Origin of the sequence: Geobacter sp. 60473 (genome assembly GCF_036323535.1) — a bacterium.
GTDB classification, from domain to species: Bacteria; Desulfobacterota; Desulfuromonadia; order Geobacterales; family Geobacteraceae; genus Geobacter; species Geobacter sulfurreducens.
The window spans coordinates 2,692,443-2,714,191 of sequence record NZ_AP028967.1; the positions used below are offsets into that span (position 1 = coordinate 2,692,443).

21 protein-coding genes and 1 riboswitch are annotated in these 21,749 nt (G+C 66.4%); of the genes, 2 read left to right on the forward strand and 19 right to left on the reverse strand.

Translation table 11 applies throughout. The annotated features are described in order from the left end of the window. The first annotated feature begins 77 nt into the window (after positions 1–77). Entirely contained in the window at positions 78–542 is a 465-nt protein-coding gene (locus AABA48_RS12255) for a PPC domain-containing DNA-binding protein (RefSeq protein WP_286350684.1), read from the forward strand. Between the two features lie 13 nt (positions 543–555). Beyond that, positions 556–1,917, forward strand: coding sequence for a hypothetical protein (locus tag AABA48_RS12260; protein WP_338270481.1), 1,362 nt, complete (start codon positions 556–558; stop codon positions 1,915–1,917). A gap of 29 nt (positions 1,918–1,946) precedes the next feature. On the opposite strand, the gene cobD is transcribed toward AABA48_RS12260, so the two are convergent. From cobD to cobC, 19 genes are all read right to left on the reverse strand, one after another. Beyond that, the gene (gene cobD, locus AABA48_RS12265) at positions 1,947–3,032 is read right to left on the reverse strand and encodes a threonine-phosphate decarboxylase CobD (RefSeq protein WP_338270483.1); all 1,086 of its coding nucleotides are present in this window, start codon (positions 3,030–3,032) and stop codon (positions 1,947–1,949) included. After that, the gene (cbiB, locus tag AABA48_RS12270; RefSeq protein WP_286350687.1) at positions 3,029–3,991 is read right to left on the reverse strand and encodes an adenosylcobinamide-phosphate synthase CbiB; all 963 of its coding nucleotides are present in this window, start codon (positions 3,989–3,991) and stop codon (positions 3,029–3,031) included. Before cbiB ends, cobD begins: the two co-directional genes overlap by 4 nt. After that, positions 3,988–6,021: a sensor histidine kinase gene (locus tag AABA48_RS12275; protein WP_286350688.1), complete on the reverse strand. Its 2,034-nt coding sequence runs from the start codon at positions 6,019–6,021 to the stop codon at positions 3,988–3,990. The genes cbiB and AABA48_RS12275 overlap by 4 nt, the downstream gene beginning before the upstream one ends. Positions 6,022–6,045: 24 nt before the next feature. Continuing rightward, positions 6,046–8,436, reverse strand: a complete 2,391-nt coding sequence (locus AABA48_RS12280) for a cobyric acid synthase (protein ID WP_286350689.1) — start codon at positions 8,434–8,436, stop codon at positions 6,046–6,048. A gap of 13 nt (positions 8,437–8,449) precedes the next feature. Beyond that, on the reverse strand, positions 8,450–9,505 hold the full coding sequence (locus tag AABA48_RS12285) for a cobalt-precorrin 5A hydrolase (protein WP_286350690.1): 1,056 nt from the start codon (positions 9,503–9,505) through the stop codon (positions 8,450–8,452). A gap of 30 nt (positions 9,506–9,535) precedes the next feature. After that, entirely contained in the window at positions 9,536–10,330 is a 795-nt protein-coding gene (gene cobM / locus AABA48_RS12290; protein ID WP_286350691.1) for a precorrin-4 C(11)-methyltransferase, read from the reverse strand. A 30-nt stretch (positions 10,331–10,360) separates the two neighbouring features. Further along, complete coding sequence (gene cobI / locus AABA48_RS12295) at positions 10,361–11,071, reverse strand: precorrin-2 C(20)-methyltransferase (RefSeq protein WP_286350692.1); 711 nt, start codon at positions 11,069–11,071, stop codon at positions 10,361–10,363. Beyond that, on the reverse strand, positions 11,068–12,285 hold the full coding sequence (locus AABA48_RS12300; protein WP_039646709.1) for a bifunctional cobalt-precorrin-7 (C(5))-methyltransferase/cobalt-precorrin-6B (C(15))-methyltransferase: 1,218 nt from the start codon (positions 12,283–12,285) through the stop codon (positions 11,068–11,070). The genes cobI and AABA48_RS12300 overlap by 4 nt, the downstream gene beginning before the upstream one ends. 44 nt (positions 12,286–12,329) lie before the next feature. After that, entirely contained in the window at positions 12,330–13,418 is a 1,089-nt protein-coding gene (locus AABA48_RS12305) for a cobalt-precorrin-5B (C(1))-methyltransferase (RefSeq protein WP_286350693.1), read from the reverse strand. Positions 13,419–13,423: 5 nt separating this feature from the next. After that, complete coding sequence (locus tag AABA48_RS12310; RefSeq protein ID WP_286350694.1) at positions 13,424–13,966, reverse strand: pyridoxamine 5'-phosphate oxidase family protein; 543 nt, start codon at positions 13,964–13,966, stop codon at positions 13,424–13,426. Beyond that, a complete protein-coding gene (locus tag AABA48_RS12315) occupies positions 13,966–14,607 on the reverse strand; it encodes a precorrin-8X methylmutase (RefSeq protein WP_286350695.1) in 642 nt (213 codons plus the stop codon). The genes AABA48_RS12310 and AABA48_RS12315 overlap by 1 nt, the downstream gene beginning before the upstream one ends. Continuing rightward, positions 14,607–14,990 carry a sirohydrochlorin chelatase gene (locus AABA48_RS12320; protein WP_045667635.1) on the reverse strand — a complete coding sequence of 128 codons (384 nt, stop codon included), beginning with the start codon at positions 14,988–14,990 and terminating at the stop codon, positions 14,607–14,609. Before AABA48_RS12320 ends, AABA48_RS12315 begins: the two co-directional genes overlap by 1 nt. 1 nt (position 14,991) lies before the next feature. Further along, a complete protein-coding gene (locus AABA48_RS12325; RefSeq protein WP_286350696.1) occupies positions 14,992–15,831 on the reverse strand; it encodes an energy-coupling factor ABC transporter ATP-binding protein in 840 nt (279 codons plus the stop codon). Then, the gene (cbiQ, locus tag AABA48_RS12330; protein ID WP_338270492.1) at positions 15,828–16,583 is read right to left on the reverse strand and encodes a cobalt ECF transporter T component CbiQ; all 756 of its coding nucleotides are present in this window, start codon (positions 16,581–16,583) and stop codon (positions 15,828–15,830) included. The genes AABA48_RS12325 and cbiQ overlap by 4 nt, the downstream gene beginning before the upstream one ends. After that, positions 16,580–17,095, reverse strand: a complete 516-nt coding sequence (locus AABA48_RS12335) for a hypothetical protein (RefSeq protein WP_324308884.1) — start codon at positions 17,093–17,095, stop codon at positions 16,580–16,582. Before AABA48_RS12335 ends, cbiQ begins: the two co-directional genes overlap by 4 nt. Then, a complete protein-coding gene (locus AABA48_RS12340) occupies positions 17,082–18,122 on the reverse strand; it encodes an energy-coupling factor ABC transporter permease (protein WP_286350699.1) in 1,041 nt (346 codons plus the stop codon). Before AABA48_RS12340 ends, AABA48_RS12335 begins: the two co-directional genes overlap by 14 nt. 119 nt (positions 18,123–18,241) lie before the next feature. Then, positions 18,242–18,411: riboswitch (cobalamin riboswitch) on the reverse strand. 18 nt (positions 18,412–18,429) lie between these two features. Beyond that, positions 18,430–19,737, reverse strand: coding sequence for a phosphomethylpyrimidine synthase ThiC (gene thiC / locus AABA48_RS12345; RefSeq protein WP_324308887.1), 1,308 nt, complete (start codon positions 19,735–19,737; stop codon positions 18,430–18,432). Beyond that, positions 19,734–21,128, reverse strand: a complete 1,395-nt coding sequence (locus tag AABA48_RS12350) for a cobyrinate a,c-diamide synthase (RefSeq protein WP_324308890.1) — start codon at positions 21,126–21,128, stop codon at positions 19,734–19,736. The genes thiC and AABA48_RS12350 overlap by 4 nt, the downstream gene beginning before the upstream one ends. A gap of 3 nt (positions 21,129–21,131) precedes the next feature. Continuing rightward, the gene (cobC, locus tag AABA48_RS12355) at positions 21,132–21,734 is read right to left on the reverse strand and encodes an alpha-ribazole phosphatase (RefSeq protein ID WP_286350702.1); all 603 of its coding nucleotides are present in this window, start codon (positions 21,732–21,734) and stop codon (positions 21,132–21,134) included. Positions 21,735–21,749 lie beyond the last annotated feature (15 nt).

Consider the following 21,749-nt stretch of genomic DNA (forward strand, 5'->3'; position numbering starts at 1 on the left):
AGATGGGCTACAGTGCCCCTGTCGGTCGCGGCGGCGGGGATTGCGGGCGCGCGCAGGCCGACGGAAAGCGAGGTCCCATGCTCATCGGCAGACTTCCCCACCAAGGTGACCTGCTGGGCGGGCTGACGGCCGCGGCTGTGGAAGGCGGCGTCAAGGCCGGCCTCATCCAGGTCATCGGCTCTCTGGAGCGTGCGAGACTCGCCTTCTACGATCAGAGGGCCCGGCGCTACCGGGAGTTTTCCCTCGATACCCCCCTGGAGATCACGGCAGGGCTCGGCAACATCTCGCTCAAGGACGGCACCCCCTTTGTCCACCTCCATCTCTCCCTGGCCGACCAGGAGGGAGCGATGACCGGAGGGCACGCCGTGGCAGGATGCACGGTCTTCGCTGCGGAATATGCCATTATCCCCCTCGCCGGCACGACGCCGGTGCGGGTGCATGACGAAACCACGGGCCTCTTCCTCTGGGAGCGGGAGCGCTACGGCTCCGGCCCCGCGTCTGAGCTTCCTGCCGACATCCAGCGGGCCCTGTTCATTCCCTGACCCCCGATATTTCATGAGAACTGGCTACCATCGCACAGCAACCCCGGACGAACAGGAGCTTGAACGCAAGCGACGGGAGTTCCACGCCCTGGAGCGCCGCCTCTCGAGGCTTGAGCACGACCTGGAGGACCTGCGGGAAGAGATTCGGGAGTTCGAGCAACTCTACGCCGACAAAATGGCTGACCGGATCAGTGAGCTGGACCAGTTGAAGGCCGAGCTGGCGCGGGCACGCCGACAGGCGGCCATGGCCGAGGGGGAAGATCGTACGGCTGAAGGCGAGCGGCACGGGTTCAGCGAAGAGCGCCGGTTCGAGGAGCGCGGCGGGGAGACGGAAACGGAAATCCCCCGGGTGAAGCCCGCCACGATGGATTCGGGGCCCGGCGAAAGCCTGCGGGACGTGTACCGGCGGGTCGCCAAGGCAATCCATCCCGACCTGGCCGAAAACGACGAAAACCGGCGGCTGCGGCAGAAGCTCATGGCCGAGGCGAACAGGGCCTACGCCGAGGAGGACCGGGTTACGCTCCACGCCATTATGGAGGAGTGGGAAGCGGGACCCGAGATGACTGTGGTCGTGGGTATGGCCGGCCAGCTGGAGTTGGTGAACCGGCGGATCGCGCGAGTGATCGACCGGATCAGGGCAGTGGAACGTGAAACGGCAAAACTGCGCAACAGCGACATCTACCGGCTGGTCCAGCGGGTTCAGGAGGCACGCTGGCGCGGGCGCGACATAATCGCCGAGATGGCGGCGAAACTGGATGCGGAAATCCTTGCCGCATGCCGGCATTTGAACGAGGTCAGCCAGGTCAGCCCCCGGAGCGACGCACCTCCGGAGCCGATCAACACACCCCAGATGTCCCTGCGCACCGTCCGCTTTCCGGCCGAGCGCAGCCTCGGCGTGCTCTACGTGCGCGATCTGCGCTCGGGGAGCTTCCTGGACTGGAAGCGCCTCGGCGAAGCCATGGGCGATGTGGCGGTCCCAACGGGCAAGGCCCTGCGCCTTGACGTGCGGGAGGGCAGCCTCGACCTGCTCGGCACCCTGGCTCCCCATGACCTCCAGGCCTGCTTCCTCTACGGCGCCGGCGACGACGACCTCACCCACCTGCTGAAGCTCATCGGCATCGAGGAAATCTACCTGTCCGGCGCCGGCATCTCCGGCGAAGGGTTGGCCCACCTGCTGGAGCTGAAAGGGCTCGAGCGCCTGTACCTCTACGACACGTCAGTCACCGACGCGGGGCTCATGGCCCTCAGACACCTCCCCCGCCTCCGTTCCGTCACCCTCTGCAATGCCCCGGTCACCGAACACGGCATCGACCGCCTGAAGCTCTCCCTTCCCGCCTGCCGGGTAGTGGTCCTCCGCAGCGGCGGCAAAGCCTGATCTCCGGCCCTCCTCCTGCCCGCTCCCGCTCACATGGTCCGGGCAAGGACCGCGGCACACGCCTCCAGAAGACGCTCATTGTCGGCGCGCGACCGGACCGCAACCCGGAAGAAGCGATCGTTCAGCCCCCGGAACGAGGAGCAGTCCCGAATCAGTATCCGCTCCCGCAGCAGGGCCTCGGCCAGCGCCGGCACCGGCGGCCCGACCGTCAGTTCCGCCAGCAGGTAGTTGGCCGCGGACGGATATACCCGCACCCCGGGAATGGCGGCAAGCCCCGCCGTCAGAACCGCTCGTTCCTCTTCGATCAGTCTCCGCGTTCGTGCCGCGTACTCCCCATCCGCCAGGGTGGCGAGCCCGGCCGCCTGGGCCAGGGTGTTGACGCTCCACGGTGCCCGCAGATCGGCCAGCCGGCCCGCATCCTCCGGAGCCGCCACGGCAAAGCCGAGGCGCAGACCGGGAATTGCATGAAACTTGGTCAGGGAGCGGAGCACGACGCCACCTCCCTGGCGGGCCACATACCCCGTCACCGACTCCTCTTCCCGGAAATCCATGAACGCCTCGTCCACCACCAGAAAGGTCCCGCGGGCACGGCACAGCCGGTGGACCGCAACCATGTCGTCATGGGGGATGAGACTGCCGGTGGGATTGCCCGGATTGGCCAGGACGACGAGGTTCCATCCCTCGGCCAGACGCTGGTCGAGGAGGGCCGGCGCCAGGGCGAACCCCTCCTCCGGCGCCAGGTCCAGGTAGCCCACTTCCCAGCCGGCGCGGGTCAGGCTCCTGGCGTACTCCGAGAACGGCGGCGCCACCACTAGCCCACGCCCGCCTCCCACGAGGCGCGGCAGCAGGTAGATGAGTTCTGTGGAGCCGTTGGCGGCACAGATGCACTCTGCCGGCAGCCCGTGATGGCGGGCCAGGGAATCTCGCAGCTCGGCCGCCTGGCTATCGGGATAGTGCACCAGCCGGTCGAAGGCCGCCATCACCGCCTCCCGCACCGCAGGGGCCGGCCCCAGAGGATTTATGCTGGCGGAGAAGTCCAGAAGATCCTCCGGCCGGATACCGAGTTCGCGGGCCACGGCGAAGACCGTGCCGCCATGATCGAAGGTGCTCGTCACGGACGCTCCAGGACAAAAAGGTAGCACAACATGAACCCCGTCAGCAGGATCTCGGAGCCGTACATGAGCCGGACGGCGCCGCGCCATGCCGTGCGATCGAGAGGGTTCAGGGGATCGCCGATGGTCGGTTTCGCCACCGGCCGGCCAAAGTAGACATTCATGCCGCCGAGGCGCACCCCAAGGGCTCCGGCCGCGGCCGCCTCGGGGATGCCGGCGTTGGGGGAGGAATGGTTGCGGCCGTCCCGGCGCATGATCCGCCAGGCGCCCGGCCCGGAAAGTCCCGCCAGCGGGGCGGACAGCACCATGAGCAGGCCGGTGATCCTGGCCGGCAGCAGGTTCACCAGATCGTCGAACCGTGCCGAAGCCCAGCCGAAACGAAGATACCGCTCGTTTTTGTACCCGACCATGGAATCGAGGGTGTTGACCGCCTTGTAGGCAAGTGCCAGCGGTGCTCCGCCGACCATGAACCAGAACAGGGGGGCGATGACGCCGTCGGAGGTGTTTTCGGCCACGGTCTCCACGGCACCGCGCCAGATCTCCGGCTCGGCGAGTTCCGCGGTATCGCGCCCGACGATGCGGGAAAGAAAAAGTCGCGCCCCGGCAAGATCACCGGCGGCCAGGGCGTCCGCCACGAGCTTCGACTCCCCATGGAGCGACCGGGCAGCCAGACAGGTCCAGCCCAACAGCGACTCTACCGCGAACCCGGCCACGGGGTGCACCAGCCCTGCGCCCAGAACGAGCGCCCAAGCTGTTCCCCCGGCAATCCCGACGGTCAGGACCAGCAGGATCACACCTGCGGCTCGCTCGTTCGTCACCAGGCGGCGGAGCTGCCGCTCAAGAGCAATCACAAGCCTGCCCACGGCCACCACCGGATGGGGGAGCCAGCGGGGATCGCCCAGCAGCCAGTCGAGAACAAGGGCGGCAAGGACCAGCAGGGCCACCCGGTCAGGGCCGGTCACGCGCTCTCCTCCGGCTGTGGCGGCACAACCACCGGCAGCGGCGTTTCGTTGAGCGTAAAGAAGAACGTGGCACCCCGGTTCACGGCACCTTCGGCCCAGGTGCGGCCACCGTGCCGGCGGATCACCCGAGCCACGGTGGCGAGGCCGACGCCGGTCCCCGGGAACTGCTCGGCTGCATGCAGCCGGCTGAAGGGTCGGAAGAGACGATTGATCTCCTCCGGATCGAATCCCGCACCGTTATCGCGGACAAAGTAAATCCGCCGATCCCCCTCGTCCCGGGACCCGAACTCGATGACGGCTTCATCCCTGATGGCCGTGTACTTCCACGCGTTGCTGAGCAGGTTCTCCACCGCAAGGCCCAGCAGGTCCATGTCCCCATCCACAGTCAGATCGCCCGTCACCTGGAAGCCTACCTTCCGTTGCGGCTCGGCGAATTGGAGGTTATCTATCACGGCCTGACCTATTTCCGCCATGTCCACCGGCTCGAGGTTCAACTCCTTGCAGGTGGCGCGGGCAAGGGCGAGCTGCGCGTCGACGAGAGCGTTCATCCTTGCCGTGGCAAGCTCAATGGCCGTGAATAAATCCGGCAGCAGCTCGCTCTCGGTGCCGTCGCATTCGGCGCGCGCCAGTTGCACGTAGCCGGCGATGCTCGACAGGGGCGTTCGGATATCATGGCTCAGGGATGAACTGAATTGCCTCAGATCCTCGTTCGCCTCTTCCAGCTGGACGGTCCGGTCGTACACTCGTTGTTCCAGAAGCCGGGCGAACGAGTCCAGGTCGCGTCGGGATTTCTGGAGGCGCTCCACCATGGTGTTGAAGGAGACGGCAAGGGCGCCCAGCTCGTCCGAACGCCGGGCATCGAGCCGGTGGGAGAAATCCCCTTCGGCAATGGCCGAGGTACCGGCCATAAGCGAATCCAGGGCCCGGAGAACGGACCGGCTCGTTCCGAGGATGAGGCTCACCGCCATCACCAGGAAGAGCGAAACGGCAAGAACGCCCTGCCAGCGGGCCGCGGCGGTCAGGGTGAGCATCTGGGCACTGCCCGAATCCAGCGATCGGGAAATGATGGGCATGAGCGTCTTGTAGAGAACCGCCTCCATGCGGGAGTTGGCCAGAGCCACCGCCTCATGCCCGCGCCCAGCCCTTTTGAGCGCCACGGCCTGATGCATGAGCCCGGTCAGCTCCTGGAAGCTCCGTGTAACGGTCTCAGCGTCCTTCAATGCCGTCGGGTCACCCTGGCGTGCCAGGCTCCACATCTGCTGCCGGAAATTCTCCAGGGCATGGCCGGCCTGCCAGTCCAGCCGCGAAAGATCGGTCTCGATGCCCTGGCGCTGGTTGAGCAGATACTTCATCAGCTCCTTGAGCTGCCCGGTCACCTCGAACAGCAGGTGGTTGGCGGCAAGAAAGCCGTCCAGGGCCGCTTCGCCCCGCTCGATGTTCCGGACTCCCTCCGCGGACATCCAGGGGATCCGCCCCACGGCCATTAATAGATTGTGAAAGGCGACGTGCACCTCCACCGCTCCGTCATCGAGGGCCTTGTCCACGGGCAGGAGCACCTCCCGATCGAAATAGGGCTCAAGCCGATCGCGGAACAGCGCCATCGCCTCGTCGCCGCGGCCCGCGTCCTGGAGCTCAAAAAACCATTCGGCCGTGCGAACCCACGAGGCATGGTGGTTCTGCACCACCTGGACCAGTGCCAGGTCGTCATCCTCTCCGGCAACGCCCAGGGATCTCTGAGTCTTGATGGCATCGATCCAGACGGCAAGGGACTCATCGGTCAACTGGCCGCCCTTGCGGAATTCGTCCCGGGCGGCAGGATCGGAGATGGCCAGATAATCGACCACCTCCTTCATCTGCTGAATCATGCCGGCACGGGCCAGGGCAATCCCCCTCAGGTATTCGACCGCCGGGATGAGATGGCGCACCCGCGTATGGACCTGGGCCGACGAGTGAAACAGGTATCCCACGAACACTGCGACATGTATCGCGATCAGGATGATGACTATTTGCACTTTCCGTTTGATGGTCACGGGGAATCTCCTCTGAAAAGACCACTACTCCGGTAATATCCCGCCGAGGCCGCAGAGTTCCAGCATGCGATCAATGTTCAGATGCTTCTCCAGGTGCGCGGCAAGCAGGTTGAAGGGATCGTCGCCCCCCTGGCCGGGCCGGCGCTCCGCCAACCCCTTCGCCTTGCGCAGCCGGTTGAGGAACGAGGTGCGAAACACGGCATTGTCGAAGATACCGTGCAGGTAGGTGCCGAACACGCGGCCGTCACTGGAGACGGCGCCGTCAAGCACCTCCACCGGCGCGCCGGAACGGCTCGTGATCCGGGCAAAGGGGCGGACCGACGGGCCGAGGATCGTCTCTCCCAGGTGGATTTCATAGCCGGCCAGCCCCCCCCGGCAGCGGGGCGCCACCAGGAACCCTGACGGCAGCAGCTCGGCCGCGGCCCGATGGGTGGACTTCTGCTCCAGCATCACCGTGACCACGTCCAGAAGCCCGAGCCCCTCGGCCTCGCGGATGTCGGACTCCACCGCGTGGGGATCGGCAACCCGCTTGCCGAGCATCTGGTACCCGCCGCAGATGCCCACGATGGGGCCGGTGAACGATTTTATCGCCGGAAACAATCCCCGCTCCATGAGAAAGAAGAGATCGGTGGTGGTCGCCTTGCTCCCCGGAATGACAAGGAGATCGAGTCCTCGCAGCTGCTCTTCACCTTCCACATACGTGAGCTGGACATCCGGCTCCGCCTCCAGGGCGTCGAAATCGGTGTAGTTGGAGATGCGCGACAGCTTCACCACGCCGATGTTCAGCCGCTCTGCCGCCGGGCCGCGATCGCCGTTTTCCGCTTTCCGCTTTTCCAGGGCCACGCTGTCTTCCTCGGGGAGGCGGAAGCCGCTGAAGCAGGGCACCACTCCCAAAACCGGCACACCGGTGCGCTCCTCAATGAAACCGATGCCCGGCGCCAGGAGCGATGCATCCCCCCGGAACTTGTTGATGATCACGCCGGCGATCCGCTCCCGCTCATGGGGTTCCAGAAGCTCCAGGGTGCCGACGATCTGGGCGAAAACGCCCCCACGGTCGATGTCGGCCACCAGCAGGGCCTTGCAGCCGGCCATCTCCGCCACCTTCAGGTTGGCGATGTCATGGCGCTTCAGGTTGATCTCGGCGATGCTGCCGGCCCCCTCGATCACCACCAGGTCGTGGGCGGCGGCGAGCCGCCCGAAGCTCTCGCGCGCCTTTTCGAAGGCGCTGGGCTTGTAGTCGTTGTATTCCCGAACCGTCATGTTCCCCACCACCGCCCCCTGGACGATCACCTGGCTGCCGCAGTCGGTGGTCGGCTTAAGGAGTATGGGGTTCATGTCGGTGTGGGGCTCGATGCCGCAGGCCTCCGCCTGCACCGCCTGGGCCCGGCCGATCTCTCCGCCTTCCGGTGTAACGGCCGAGTTGAGGGCCATGTTCTGGGACTTGAACGGCGCCACGGAGAAGCCCCGGTTTTTCATGATGCGGCAGATACCGGCCGTAACAACCGACTTCCCCACGTCGGAGGCAGTGCCGACGACCATCAGGGACCGGGAATGTGAAGCCGGGGACCCGGGATCGGGAATCGGGGACCGGGAATTCAAAATCCGAGACGGAGAATCGGACAACTGTCCATCGACTGAGTTCTTTTGCTGTTCCCCGGCCCCTGGTCTCTCTGCCCCGGGCGCGGCCTTATAGCCCCGCGGCGTAACCATCCGGCCCTCCCGATCCACGAAGGTGGCGGAGTTGCCGATGATGACCAGGGAAAACATGTCGATCTCATGGTCGAGCATTTCCGCCAGGGTGGTTACCACCCGGGCTTCCCCTTCCCGGCAGGCGTTGCGGACAATGCCGACCGGCGTGGTGGAGGCGCGGGCCGCCAGCAGGATCGTCCGGGCCTCCTCGATCTGCGTGACCCGCCCCTTGCTCCGGGGGTTGTAGAGGGCAACCACGAAGTCGGCGGCCGCGGCGGCCACGAGCCGGCGCTCGATGACATCCCAGGGGGTCAGGAGATCCGACAGGGAGATGACTGCAAAATCGTGCATCAGCGGCGCGCCGAGAACGGAAGCAGCCGCCTGCACCGCCGACACTCCCGGCACCACCACGATCTCGGGGGGGGCTGTCATCGTGGCCGCAAGCTCCATGGCCAGCCCAGCCATGCCGTAGACCCCCGCGTCGCCGCTGGAGACCAGCGCCACGGTTTTGCCCGCCGCAGCGGCATCCAGGGCCTCGCGGCAGCGGTCAACCTCCTTCATCATCCCCGAGGAGACAACCTCCTTGCCGTCAAGCAGGGGCTCGATGAACCCCAGGTAGGTCTTGTAGCCCACCACCACCTGGGCCCGTTCAATGGCCTCGGTGGCGTGGAAGGTCATATGGTCGAGGTCGCCGGGACCGATCCCGACGACGTAGAGTATGGACATCACAAACCTCGTATCAGGCGATTTCAGCTATGGCCAGGGTCACGTTGCCGCTCTTGACCTTCTTGAGCAGAAGGCTCCCCCCGTTGGACGCGAGCACCGCCGACGGCTCGGCCACACCGGCGGCGCCGATGGCCTCCAGGGCGTGGGCTGAAGGGGGTGACGGCACGGCAACGCCGTTCAACTCCTCGCTCTCGTAGAACCGGAGCTCAATGCAGTGGCGCTCGGCAAACCGGAGCAATCCCTCCTCGCCGCGCTTGGCCATGGCCGAGCCGATGACCGCCACGCTCTTGAGGGCGAGGAAGAGGCGCTTGAGCTGGACCGTGACGACCTCTTCGATCTCCTCGGCCGGGGTCCCGCTGTTACAGCCGATCCCCAGGGCCAGGTTCCGCGGGCGCAGGATCAACAAGGCGTCGGACTGCGATTGGGGCGGCAGCCGGCGATTGGTGGCGAAGACGAATCCCTTGGCGCCGCTCTGGAGGGCCTGCACAAAGGTATCGTGAAACGTGAGCCGGGCCTTGCCGTTGAAATAGGCCCTGACCCGGTCCGTCGGGTCCACCACGGCAATTTCTTCCCCCTCCAGCAGCAGGGCGTTCAGCGTCTTGATGCGGGAAAGGTCCTCGATGGCCCAGCCGGCCTCCTTGGCGAGCAGATCGAAGGAGGGGAGATCATTGGCATCGGTGGCGGTAGTGATCACCTCGCGGGCCCCGGTGACGTGGGCGCACCGGCAGGCCAGTTCGTTGGCCCCGCCCAGGTGGCCGGAAAGGAGCGACACGGCGAACCGCCCCCCTTCGTCCATGACCACCACTGCCGGATCCCTGTCCTTTGACTCCAGCAATGACGCGATCATCCGCACCACGATGCCCGCCGCCATGATGAAGACAAAGCCCTTCACGTCCGGCCAGAGGCGCGCCACAAGCCCCTTCAGATCCCCCGCAAACGGCACGGCCACCTTCCCGGCCTGGCCCGCGAACTTCTGGAGGACGTAGAGGTCAGCGGTGCCCAGTCCCTCCCGCAGCTGGCAGCCGAGCCGGGCACCGTTGCGGGTTATGGCGATGATGGCAATGCGCATGACGCCTGACCTCCTTTGCCGCGGGGAATGCTACGTGATAATCCCCCTGCGGAATTCGTGCGAGAATCCGCCGTCGTAGAGGAGCGACCGGGCCTTCAGCCCTTCCCGCCGCGCCTTCAGCACGTCCCCCACGAGGATGATCGCCTGTTTGCCGATGCCGGAGCTCCGCACCTTGTCGGCGATGTCGGCAAGGGTTCCCTCAACCGCCTGCTCGTCGGGCCAGGATGCCCGGGACACCACCGCCGCCGGGGTGGCCGGCGTGTAGGCTCCTTGGAGGAGTTCCGCCACCACCTGTTCGATCATGCCGACCGACAGGTAGATGACGAGCGTCGCCCCGATCCGGGCGATCTCCGCCAGCCGCTCCCGCTCGGGCACTGGGGTCCGACCGGCCAGCCGGGTGATGATGACCGTCTGGGACACCTCCGGCAGGGTCAGCTCCTGCTTCAGGGATGCCGCTGCGGCAAAGGCGCTCGTGACGCCGGGGACCACCTCGTAGCCGATGCCGAGCCGGTCCAGCTCCGCCATCTGCTCCTGGATGGCCCCGTAGATGGAGGGGTCGCCGGTGTGGAGGCGCACGGCCCGCCGGCCGTCGGCCACGGCCCGGGCCAGGAGCGCCGTGGTCTCCTCCAGGGTCAGGGCGGCGGAGTCATGCACCTCGGCGCCGGGGGCGTAGGTGCGGACCAGTTCGCGGTCCACCAGACTCCCGGCATAGACCACCACCTTGGCCTCTCGCAGGAGCCGGGCACCCTTCACGGTGATCAATTCGGCATCGCCGGGGCCGGCACCGACGAAGTGGACAATGGGGTTATCAGCGACAGATGACACGGGGAACAACCTTTCCAATGGCGTTCGATGCTACTTCCTGACAATCAGCAGCGACAGGTAGTCGAGCTTCTCCCCCACGAGCCTCTCCAGATCGAACACCACCTCCTCGTCGGCGGAACCGACCCGGCGCACGAAGACCCCGCACCGCTCCAGCCCCAGCTCCTTCAACAGGGCGTAGACCCGGTCGAAGACCCGGTTGACCTTCATGAGGACCACGGTGTCGTACCGGGCGAAAGTTTCGCGCAGCTCCGCATCCTCGTAGGTGGTGGGGAGGATGGCGATCCGCTCGGCAGCCATCCCAAGGGGTACACCGGCAACCGCGGCAGCGGCAGTAATGCTGGAAATTCCCGGTACGATCTCAACGGATAGTTCCGGATAGCGCTCCCGGAAGATGCGGTAGAGGTAGAGGAACGTGGAGTAGAGAAACGGATCGCCGATGGTTATGAACGCCACATCCCTGCCGTGCCGGACCTGCTCGGCCACCTGGGCGGCAGCCTCTTCCCAGAAGGCGTCAAGCCCCTCCTGGTCCTTGCGCATGGGAAAGACCAGGGGCAGCACCTCCTGGCGGGAGGGATCGATGAGATCCTCGACGATGGAGAGGGCATAGCTGGCGGCATCGGCGGCGCCGGTGGGGGCACAGATGACATCGGCCGAGCGGATGATCCGCTCGGCCTTCCGGGTCAGGAGTTCCGGGTCGCCGGGGCCGACCCCGACGGCGTAAATTTTGGCGAAACCGCTCATTCTTCGCCTTTCCATGCCGAGATGATGTAGACCGGGTTCTGGGCCTCGAACATCTTGTACTCGGTGAGCCCCCGGGTCTTGGCCACGTTGACGCACGCCACCTCCACCAGGTAGCCGTGGTCTTCCAGGAACTCCACCGCCTTGGTGAGGGTATCCAGGGTCACGGCGTTGAGGACGATGACCCCCTCGGGCTTGAGCCGGCGGTCCACGGCCTCGATGATCTCCTCCAGCATGCCGCCGGAGCCGCCGATGAAGACCCGGTCGGGGTCGGGCAGGTCATCGAGCCCCTCGGGGGCGAACGCCTCCACCAGCACCACGTTGCGGGCCACGAATTTCTTCAGGTTCTCCCGCAGGAAGGTCACGTACTGGGGATTGCGCTCCAGGGCGAAGAGCCGGCCGTTGGGCATGAGGTTGGACGCCTCGATGGATACCGAGCCGCTGCCCGCGCCGATGTCCCACATGACCAGATCATCCTGGAGCCGGAGCTTGGCCAGGGTGACGGCCCGCACCTCCTGCTTGGTGATGAGCTTCTTGGCCGTGGCGAACTCGTCGTCCGCGATGCCCATGACCGGGTACTGGGCCAGCTGGGGCTCCCACGCCTTCACGAGGATGAGGATGTTGAGTTCCGAGGCGGTAATGTCCAGCAGCCCCTTCACATCGGTGCGGGTGAACTTCTCGGCCGGCGTTCCCATGTCCTCGCAGAGCCACGCCTCGTACCCCTCGGCGCCGCGCTCGATGAGCTCCCGGGCGATGGCTGCGGGAGTGTTGACCTTATCGGTGAGGACCGCCACCTTCTCGGCGGCCACGATCCGGTCCACGGCGGGCTTGAGACCCCGGCCGTGCACCGAGACGAAGATGGCGTCGTCCCAGGGTTCCTTGATCCGGGCAAAGGCGTACTGCACGCTCGTCACATTGGGAAAGATCTCGATCCGGTCCTTGGAGAGATTGCGGAGCAGGAAGCGGGCGATGCCAAAAAAGTTGGGGTCCCCGGAGCCAAGGACAACGGTCCGCTTGTCGGTGTTCTTCAGCTGCTCCAGGAGGATGGAGAGATCGCCCAGTTCCTGCTTCTTCCCCTTGAACTCGGGAAAGGTGTCCAGATGACGCCGGTGGCCGATGAGAACCTCGGCCTCGTTAATGACTTCCAGGGCCTTGGAGCCGAACCCCTCCCACCCTTCGATGCCGGCGCCGACGAGATAAATTTTCTGATGAGGCATGGAGAACCCCCTTTTATGGCAAATTGCAGGACAGGGCGAACATTTTACCCGAAATATAGCACCGTTGAATCGTAGCCCGCCAGTAAAACCTTGATGCGCAGGGAAGGAGCCAGCAGCCGGGCCGCTTCCCGGGCCCGAGTGCAGACCAGCTCCATGAGGGCGGGGTCGTTGCCCGACGCCTCCAGCACCTGCCGGGCGGTGTTGGCACCTTCAACGAGCGGCGCCAGATGCGAGGCGGCAGGGGTGGCGGCGATCCATTCGGCCAGCAGCCGCAGGTCAAGTTCGGAGGAGGAGACATGGGTCTGCTCATGGCCGCAGGCGATCTTCAGGAGCTTGGCGAACTGGCCCGCGAGAACCGCCTGCTCCGCCCCCTTGCGGGCGCAGGCCCGGAGCGCGTACCCCACGTGATCGCCCATCATCACGCAGGCCTCTTCCCGCAGATGCTCCCCGGCCAGAGCTCCCTGGGCCACCAGCTCGCTCGTCCGGCCGGTGGAGAGGACCAGGGTCCGGCAGCCGCAGGCCAGGGCCACATCGATGGCGGCGTCGAGGGTGTCGGTCCAGGCCTTGGCCGAGATGGGGCGGACGATGCCGGTGGTGCCGAGGATGGAGAGCCCACCCACGATGCCCAGGCGGGCATTGAGGGTCTTTTTCGCCAGTTCTTCGCCATTGGGAATGGAGACGGTGACCGTGAGGATCTGGGGAAGGCAGACCACCGAGAACTCGGCCTTGACCGCCTCGGTGATCATGCGCATGGGCACGGGGTTGATGGCAGGCTCACCCACCGGCACGGCAAGCCCCGGCTTGGTGATCGTCCCCACCCCGCGGCCGCCGGTGACAAAGACCATGGTCCGGGCGCCGGGCCGGTTGAGGGGCTCGCGCCGGACAGTTGCGTGAATTTCGGCGCCGTTGGTCACATCCGGGTCGTCGCCGGCATCCTTCACCACGTGGCAGGTGGCCCAGGTTTCGGTGAACTCCTGGCCGTGGAGGCGAAAGGTCACCCGCTCACCCCGGGGGAGGACGATCTCGACCTCGTCCGCCGGCTCCTGGCGCCGGAGCATCCGGGCCGCTCCGGCAGCAGCGGCAGCGGCGCAGGCACCGGTGGTGTAGCCGTGGCGAAGCTCCCGGCCGGACACCGACCCTACCCCAGGATCGCCGGGAGGGGAACCCCCGACGCAAGCATGGCCAGGGCCTGCTCCCGCAGCTCGTCCTTGCCCAGCTCTTCCTTGCCCACCACTTCCTCCACGTCGATCCGCACGATGCCGGTGATGGCCAGTTTTTCCTCCGGATAGGAACCCCAGGTGCCGTCGGGCTGGTATTTGCGCATGAGACAGTCGAGGGCAAGCACCTTCTCGGCCGGTTCCTCAACCAGCCGCGCCCTGCCCCGCATGATCACGCTGCGGTAGAGGTACTCGGCCCGGCAGGGGGTCTCCGTCGTTCCCCGCACATAGGCGATGGGCAGGTCCACCTCGAAGCAGACCCGGTCCTCGTGGCGGATATCGTCGAGCTTCTCCCCTTCCAGGGCACAGTGAAAATAGATCCGCCCCTCGTGCCAGGCGAAGTTGAGGGGCTTGATGCGAGGCCAGCCGTCGGCTCCCAGGGTGCCGAGCCGCCCCACGTGACAGGTGTCGAGCATTCGGCGGATGACGTCGAAATCGGTGATTCGCTTGTTGGCTTTGCGCATTACCCCTCCATAGCCATGATGAGCAGGGCGTTCACCACCGCCGCCGCCAGATTGGACCCCCCCTTGCGTCCCCGGTTGGTGATGAAGGGGACTTCCGGGACCTCATGCTCCAGGGCCAGGAGCGCCTCCTTGCTCTCCGCGGCCCCAACGAACCCCACCGGAAAGCCCACCACCAGGTCGGGGCGCAGCCCCTCCTCCCGCACCAGGCGGATCAGCTCGAAGAGGGCCGTGGGTGCGTTGCCGATGACGAAGATGCCGTTGCCCCGGTCCGACGCCCCCGCACGTAGAGCCAGGATGGAGCGGGTGATCCCCTGCTCCCGGGCCCGGCGTACCACGCCGGGATCGGCCACAAAACAGGAGATGGAGATGCCGAATCGCTCCAGGCGCGGCTTGGCGATGCCCGACAGGGCCATGGTGGTGTCGGTGACGATGCCCCTTCCCGCCTTGAGCGCCGCCAGGGCGCGCGGCACGGCGTCGGGGGAGAAGACCATGCTCCGGGCATAGTCGAAATCGGCGGAGGTATGGATGGCGCGACGCACCACCGGCCACTGGTCCGGCCCCCAGGAGTGTGAGCCCGCTTCGGCATCGATGATCCGGAACGACTCGGCCTCGATTTCCTCGGGGCGGAGGTGGACCGACATCAGCGCCACCCCGTGGCGGCGAGGGCTTCGGCGATCCGGTCCGCCGCCACCTCGGCCAGCTTGCGGTGCACGCCCAGGTGCCCTCCCATGGCGAACTCCACGGCAGGGTAACGGGTGCGGGCCTCGGCCATCTCCTCGGGGAGGTCCTCCTGCACGTGGGCACCCACGAAGAGGAAGTAGGGCATCAGCAGAACCCGCTCCGCGCCTTGGGCCACGCAGGCATCGATCCCCTGCTGGATGTTCGGCAGATGCTGCTCCCGGAACGATACCTCCACGATCTCGAAACCGGTCATTTCCTTCACCATGGCCGCAATCTCCCGCACGGCGTCGTTCGCCTCGGGGATGCGGCTGCCGTGGGCCATCAACAGAATAGCAGTCTTCATGTCAACTCCTTGTGGTTTCAATCAATTCCATAATTTCCCGCCGGGCCTCGCCGATGGTGAGCGGCGTGCGCCGGAACGGGACACCATCTTCGTGCTTCAGGCGGTGGATGAGCTCGGCTATGTGGGGAAGCCGCAGCTTGACGCTCTCCATCTCGGCCGGGGCGGTGAAGACCTCCTCGGGCGGCCCGCCGCGGACAATCCGCCCCCGACTCAGGATGTGGAGCCGGTGGAGAAACAGGGGCACCAGATCGACGCTGTGGGTCGCCATGACGATGGTCACCCCCTCCTGCCGGTTGAGCCGCGTAAGCAGCTCCATCATCCGGTACTCCCCCATGGGATCGAGGCCGGCGGTGGGTTCGTCCATGAGGAGCACCTCGTGCCCCATGGCCAGGAGCCCGGCGATGCAGGCGCGCTTTTTCTGGCCGTAGCTCAGGTGGTGGATCTGCTTGGCCGCCGCCCCCGCCAGGTCCACGGCATCCAGGGCCCGCTCCACCCGCGCCTTGACCTCGGCCTCGGCAAATCCCATGTTGCGGGGGCCGAAGGCCACATCCTCGAAGACCGTGTGGGCGAACAACTGATCGTCCGGGTTCTGGAACACGAGCCCGACCGTGCGGTAGATATCCTTCGGCTGGAGGCTCCGCACGTCCCGGCCGTCCAGGAGCACGCTGCCGTCGTACTCCCTGATCAGCCCGTCCATGATCTTGAGCAGCGTCGTCTTGCCCGAGCCGTTGGAGCCGAGGATTCCGCAAAATTCTCCCCGCGCCACCTGGAAACGGATATCCGACAGGGCCACGGTACCGTCGGGATAGGCATAGGCCTTCAGGTCCACGAAAAACCTCACTGCATCCCCCAGAGGGTTCCCATGGCCGCCACGAAGAGGGCGGACAGGGCCACCTCGGCCGGCCGGAACGGACGGTGCCTGAACAGCGGCAAATTTCCGTCGTACCCCCGCTGGACCATGGCGGTGGTAATGGTCTGGCTGTTGTCGAATGCCTTGAGAACCAGGGCGCCGGCCAGGGTACCGAAGGAGCGCATCCCCCGGCGCAGCCCGCTGTAGCCCAGGCGATTCCGCTGGGCCGCGTGGATCACCTGGGCGTCGTCCAGGAGCAGGAACAGGTAGCGCCAGGCGAACAGCGCCACCTCGATGAAGCTGCGCGGCACCCTCAGCCATGCCAGGGCCGCCATCAGGTCGGTGAACGAGGTGGAGAAGCCGACCGCCGACACAACCGACACGGCGGCGGCAATGCGGCCGGCGATGAGGAGCCCTTCCCGCAGCCCCTCGCGGTATGCGGTAAGCTCCAGCCAGGGCAACTGGAGTGTGAAAAGCGGCGTGACACCGCTGAAGAAGAGCTTGAGCAGGAGAACCACGGCGGCGATGAAGGCCGGCTCCGCAAAGCGGAGCAGGATCAGGCGGAGCGGCACCCCCAGCGAGATGACGATCCCCAGGGAAAGAATTGCCGCCAATAACGGGAACAGTCCGCCGGTGCAGCTGATGACCATGACGAGCAGCGCCCCGGCCGTCAGGAGCTTGACCCGCGGGTCGAGCCGCGACAGGGGATGATCGGCCGGAGACGCGCTGAGGACGTGCTTCATTCGGCAATTCCCTCCGCCGCCATGTAGTCGCGGAGCCGGGTGGCATGATCGCGGTCGTCGTCGTTCAACGTCTGAAACACCTTGAGGGTCCAGGAGGGAGCCCGGTTTTCCATGGCCCGCTGGTAGTGGAGCTCGCCCGCCGACTCCTCAAGGACGAGGGCGGTCCGGAACGCCTCCTCCCGACTGGGGGGGGTCTGCTCGTAGCGGTCGAACAGGCTTTCCAGCTCCCGGTTCTTCTCCACCAGGGGGCCGAGGGATTCGGGCAGGAGCTCCCGGGGGAACCTCCCTTCGGGCAGGAAAAGGCGGCGACCGTTTCGCAGGAGGTTCGCGTGATTCTCCTCCTCGATGGAAAGCGCCTGCCAGAACTCTCCGTCATCGGGAAAGAGGTCCTGGAACAGGGCGTAGAGCCGGGATGCGTTGAGCTCCAGCGCGATTGCCTCGTTCACGAGCCGCACCAGCTCCTCAATCTCGCGGTCAGTGCCCTGGACCCAGGAGGTTTCAAGTATTGTCATCGTACGTTCTCCGTTCCGCCACCAGCATACGCCAGAAATAGCCCGCCGCAAAGCCCCCGACCGCGCCGGCCAGCAGAAAAACGAAGAGGAGCAGGTCCCCCTGGTCGGTATTGATGAGAGGGGCCCGCGGTTCGCGGCCGTGTTCCGCGGCAATCTTTTCCACCACGGTCTCATCAACGCCCGGCCATTTTTCCGATGCGCGCGACGGTCCCGCCATAAGGAGCGAGGCGAGCAGGCAGAACAGCGCCAGCATGGCCACGGTTGCCCGGCGGGGACCGCCCCCCGGGCCGCCGGCATCGACCACCCCCATTTTCGCCAGCAGATCGGGGCGCTTGCGGTGGAGCAGGACCACCATGCCGGCGGTCATGGCCCCTTCCAGCACGCCGAGGGGGAGCTGGGTTGGAACAAAGGCGGCAACGATCTTCAAGAACAGCGGGTAAAACGGCTCACTCCCGCGCACGCCCGAGGCCAGCTCCAGGGCAGTGGTCAGGTAGGTGGCCCAGTCGGCCAGCAGCCCGGCAACAAAGGCGGCCACCGCAAGGCCCGCGCCCAGCCGGCGCATCCCCCGGAAGACGAACCAGCCGGCAAAGGAGCCCGCCACCCCCATGGACACCACGTCGGCGCCGAGGGTCGAAATCCCGCCGTGGGCCAGGAAGAGGGCCTGGATGAGGAGCGCCACCGTGGTGATGACCACGCTGACCAGCGGTCCCACCAGAATCGCGGCGATCCCCGTGCCGCAGGGATGGGAGCAGGTGCCGGCGGTGGGCACCGGGATCGGCATGCAGGAGATGATGAAGACCACCGCCGCCATGAGTCCCACCAGGGGCTTGAAGGAGAGATCGTGGCGGGACAGGTCGTTCACCCGCCGTATGCCCAGGGCCAGAAAGGGCGCCGCCACGGCGAACCAGAGTGCCGCCCACCCCAGGGGGAGGATCCCCTCCGAGATGTGCATGGCGTGAGCGGGACCGGCCAGCAGCGTTGCGCCAATGATTGCCGAACCGGCAGCATACAAGGTAATGCGTTTCATTGCGTGCTCCTTATGAAGTCATGTTCCGTCGCCGTTCTTGCCTTCGCGTGCCGGAACAACCTCACAGCCGCAGTGGATATGCTCTGCTCCCCATACAACCTCCCTTCCCCTCGGTCGGAGTGTGTTGTCGCCTTCCAGCCAGGTCTCCTGGCTCGGGGATCATCCCGTCTGCCGCGCCTTCCCGTCCCTTCGGACAGTGGCATCACTGCGGCAGCGGTCCCCCCTCACAGTTGCGGGGCAGCACCGGTATTGCACCGGTTTCCCTTACGCCGGAAGGATGCTTCTTCAGATTGAAACTGCCTGCGCTCTACACCTTGTCCCCCCGCAGATCGCCGGCAAACAGCCTGCCTGCCCCCCGGGAGGCGCAGAAGTCGCCGCACATGGTACAGGTGGCCTCGTCCTCGGGGGTGCGGCTGGCCCGGATCGCCCGGGCGTCCTCCGGATAGAGGGCCAGCTCGAACTGCCTCTGCCAGTCCAGGTCGCGGCGCGCCTTGCTCATCTCCCGATCCCGCTCGCGCCCCTTGTCGGGGTACTTGTTCATGTCGCCGATGTAGGCGGCGACCCGGGCCGCCTTGACCCCCTGGCGGACATCCTCTTCGTTGGGGAGGGCCAGGTGCTCGGCCGGGGTGATGTAGCAGATCAGGTCGGCGCCGAAGCGGCTCGACTGGGCCGCGCCAATGGCGGCGGTGATGTGGTCGAAGCCGGGGGCCACGTCGGTGGAGATGGGCCCGAGCATATAGTAGGGTGCGCCGCCGCTCATCCGCTTCTGGAGCTGGATGTTCCCCTCCACCTCGTCCAGGGGGACGTGGCCCGGCCCCTCCACCAGCATCTGGCAGCCCATCTCGCGCCCCATCTCGGCCAGCTCGCAGTTGATGAGGAGTTCCTGGATCTGGGCCCGGTCCGATGAGTCGTGGATGGCGCCGGCCCGCAGGCCGTTGCCCAGGGAAAGGACCGTGTCGTACTTCTTCAGGATGCCGACCACCCGGTCAAATTGCTCGTAGAGCGGATTCTCGCGGTTATTGGCCATCATCCAGCCCACCATGCTCACCCCCCCCTTGGAGACGAGGCCGCCGTAGCGGTACCCCTGGCGACGGAGCCGCTCGATGGTGTAGAGGTTGATGCCGCAGTGGACCGCCATGAAGGCCATGCCGTCGGCGCACTGGCGCTCGATCAGGTCGAAGAGCATCTCCGGGTCGAGCCGGTTGGGGTCGCCGTATGTCCTCGCCGCCTCGCAGAAGGCCTGGTAGAGCGGGACGTTCCCCACCGGCAGGTCCACGGCGGCGATAACCTCGCGCCGGACCCGGTCCAGGTCGCCGCCCACGGACAGCTCCATGAGGGTATCGGCGCCGGACTCCTGGGCGGCCCGGGCCTTGCGCACCTCGGCCTCGTAGTCGACGATGTCCGAGGAGGTGCCGATGGAGGCATTCACCTTGGTCCGCAGTCCCTTGCCGATGCCGACCGCCTTTGGTGCGCGCACGTGGTTCCAGGGGATGACGACCTTCCCCTCGGCCACCATCAGGCGGACATACTCGGGGGAGACGTGCTCCTCCACGGCCACGGCCGCCATCTGGGGAGTGATGATGCCCTCGCGGGCCTGTTCGATCTGGGTTTTCACGCACTGCTCCTTGTGGAGTATGATCTGCAGCGTGCCACGAACGACGCGGCCAGTTCCGGGTTGCTCCCGAAGTGGAGGTGGACGTAGGAGGCAAGACAGTTGCGGTAAAGGTATCCTTCCATCCCCAGGTCGACCGGGCCCCGGCGGACCCGGTAGGCCCGCTCCACGTCGGCGGGCATCTCTTCCATCTCCGAGTAGTGGAACTCGTGTCCCCGGGCTTGGGTGCCGGCGGGACCGATGATGGTGTCGACCGCCAGTTCCACCTCGCGATAGCCGAGGGCCTTGCGGCGGGGAAGCATCCGGGTGGTCACCGGAAATATCCCCACGAACTCGTGGAGCGATTCAGGCTCCCCGGCGCTGTCCGTAACCCCGCGCGTCAGGTAGATGAAACCGCCGCATTCGGCGTAGACCGGCATCCCCTCGTCCACGGCCCGGGCCAGGGACTCCTTCATCCTGTTGTTGGCCGCCAGGGCATCGGCAAAGACCTCGGGGTAGCCGCCCGGCAGGTAGACCCCGGCCACGTCGTCCGGCAGTCGCTCGTCCCGCAGGGGGGAAAAGGTAACGATCTCGGCGCCGGCGCGGCGCAGCAGACAGAGGTTGTCCTCGTAGACGAAGCAGAAGGCCTCGTCCCGGGCCACCGCCAGCCGCACCGGTCCCGCCAGGGTCCGGCAGGGAATCGGCTCCGCGCGGGGCACGGGCGCGTCCAGGGGGTTGGCCGCCCCCCAGAGCAGCCCCAGGTCCACCCGGTCGCGGATCACTTCCACAAGGTGATCCAGGAACTCATCCGACAGGGGATGCTCCTCAGCCGTGAAAAGTCCCAGGTGGCGCGCGGGGATGTGCAGCCCGTCGTCGCGGGGGATGCAGCCGAACACCTTCAGTTCCGGCAGGGCCTGGGCCACCGCCTCACGGAGGATGCGCTCGTGGCTGTCGCCGGCCACGTTGTTGAAGATGACGCCGGCCACCCGTACCGAGGGGTCGAATTCGGCGAAACCCTTGAGGATGGCGGCGGCGCTGCGGGCCAGCCCCCGGGCGTCCACCACCAGGATCACCGGCGCACCGGTCAGCCGGGCCACCTGGGCCGTGCTCCCCTCGTCGGCGATCCCGCCGAATCCGTCGAAGAGTCCCATGACTCCCTCGATGATGGCCATGTCGGCGTTGAGGGCGTGGTGGGCAAAGGATGCCCTGACAAACTCGGGGGGACAGATCCAGCCGTCCAGGTTGGCCGAGGGGAGGCCCGTCACCAGCCGGTGGTAGCCCGGGTCGATGAAGTCGGGGCCCACCTTGAAGGGCGCCACGGTGAGACCGCGCCGCCGGAAGCACTCCATGATCCCCACGGTGATGGTCGTCTTGCCCGAGCCGCTGTGGGGCGCGGCGATGATGATCGATTTCATGGTTTACCCGTTCACCAGTTTCACCACCGCACGGCCGTCCTCGAAGTAGTCGATGATGTTCATGCAGCAGTAAGTCTGCTCAATGGAAAAGAGGTTGGCCAGGGGTGCGCCGATGGCCTCCAGGAGGATGATCCGGTTCACGCCGCCGTGGGCCACCACCAGGACGTCTTCCCCCCGATGCCGCTCCACGATGGCATTGACGGCGGGCATGACCCGGGTCCGGACGTCCAGCAGATTCTCCCCCCCCGGCACCCGGTAGCCTTCCAGGTCGTTGAGCCGCGCCTGCCACTGGTGGGGATAGCGGTCCTGGAGCTCCTGCCAGCTCTTCGCCTCCCATTCGCCCATGCAGATTTCCCGCAGTTCCGGGTGGCGCTGCGGCTGAACGTTCAGGTGAGCGGCCAGGGACTCGGCCCCCCAGACGCAGCGGGTAAGGTCGCTGGTGTAGCAGGCGGCGATCCGAACCCCGTCGAACCGCTTGCGGAGCTCCAGGTACTGGGCCTTGCCCCGCTCGGAGAGGCCCACGTCGTTGTGTCCGTTGTAACGGGGGACGCCGGCCCCCTCCACTTCGCCGTGACGGATGAGATAGATGCGTGTTTTGCGTGTCATGTTCCGTTCCTGAGA

Excerpts from the sequence above, each read along its gene's own strand:
- AABA48_RS12315 (WP_286350695.1), bottom strand. The coding sequence starts at position 14,607 with ATGTCGGTCCACCTCCGCCCCGAGGAAATCGAGGCCGAGTCGTTCCGG.
- AABA48_RS12320 (WP_045667635.1), bottom strand. The coding sequence starts at position 14,990 with ATGAAGACTGCTATTCTGTTGATGGCCCACGGCAGCCGCATCCCCGAG.
- AABA48_RS12255 (WP_286350684.1), top strand. The coding sequence starts at position 78 with ATGCTCATCGGCAGACTTCCCCACCAAGGTGACCTGCTGGGCGGGCTG.
- cbiQ (WP_338270492.1), bottom strand. The coding sequence starts at position 16,583 with ATGAAGCACGTCCTCAGCGCGTCTCCGGCCGATCATCCCCTGTCGCGG.
- AABA48_RS12300 (WP_039646709.1), bottom strand. The coding sequence starts at position 12,285 with ATGCCTCATCAGAAAATTTATCTCGTCGGCGCCGGCATCGAAGGGTGG.
- AABA48_RS12285 (WP_286350690.1), bottom strand. The coding sequence starts at position 9,505 with ATGCGCATTGCCATCATCGCCATAACCCGCAACGGTGCCCGGCTCGGC.
- cobI (WP_286350692.1), bottom strand. The coding sequence starts at position 11,071 with ATGAGCGGTTTCGCCAAAATTTACGCCGTCGGGGTCGGCCCCGGCGAC.
- AABA48_RS12340 (WP_286350699.1), bottom strand. The coding sequence starts at position 18,122 with ATGAAACGCATTACCTTGTATGCTGCCGGTTCGGCAATCATTGGCGCA.
- AABA48_RS12280 (WP_286350689.1), bottom strand. The coding sequence starts at position 8,436 with ATGTCCATACTCTACGTCGTCGGGATCGGTCCCGGCGACCTCGACCAT.
- AABA48_RS12350 (WP_324308890.1), bottom strand. The coding sequence starts at position 21,128 with ATGAAATCGATCATCATCGCCGCGCCCCACAGCGGCTCGGGCAAGACG.
- AABA48_RS12260 (WP_338270481.1), top strand. The coding sequence starts at position 556 with ATGAGAACTGGCTACCATCGCACAGCAACCCCGGACGAACAGGAGCTT.
- AABA48_RS12310 (WP_286350694.1), bottom strand. The coding sequence starts at position 13,966 with ATGCGCAAAGCCAACAAGCGAATCACCGATTTCGACGTCATCCGCCGA.
- cobC (WP_286350702.1), bottom strand. The coding sequence starts at position 21,734 with ATGACACGCAAAACACGCATCTATCTCATCCGTCACGGCGAAGTGGAG.
- AABA48_RS12335 (WP_324308884.1), bottom strand. The coding sequence starts at position 17,095 with ATGACAATACTTGAAACCTCCTGGGTCCAGGGCACTGACCGCGAGATT.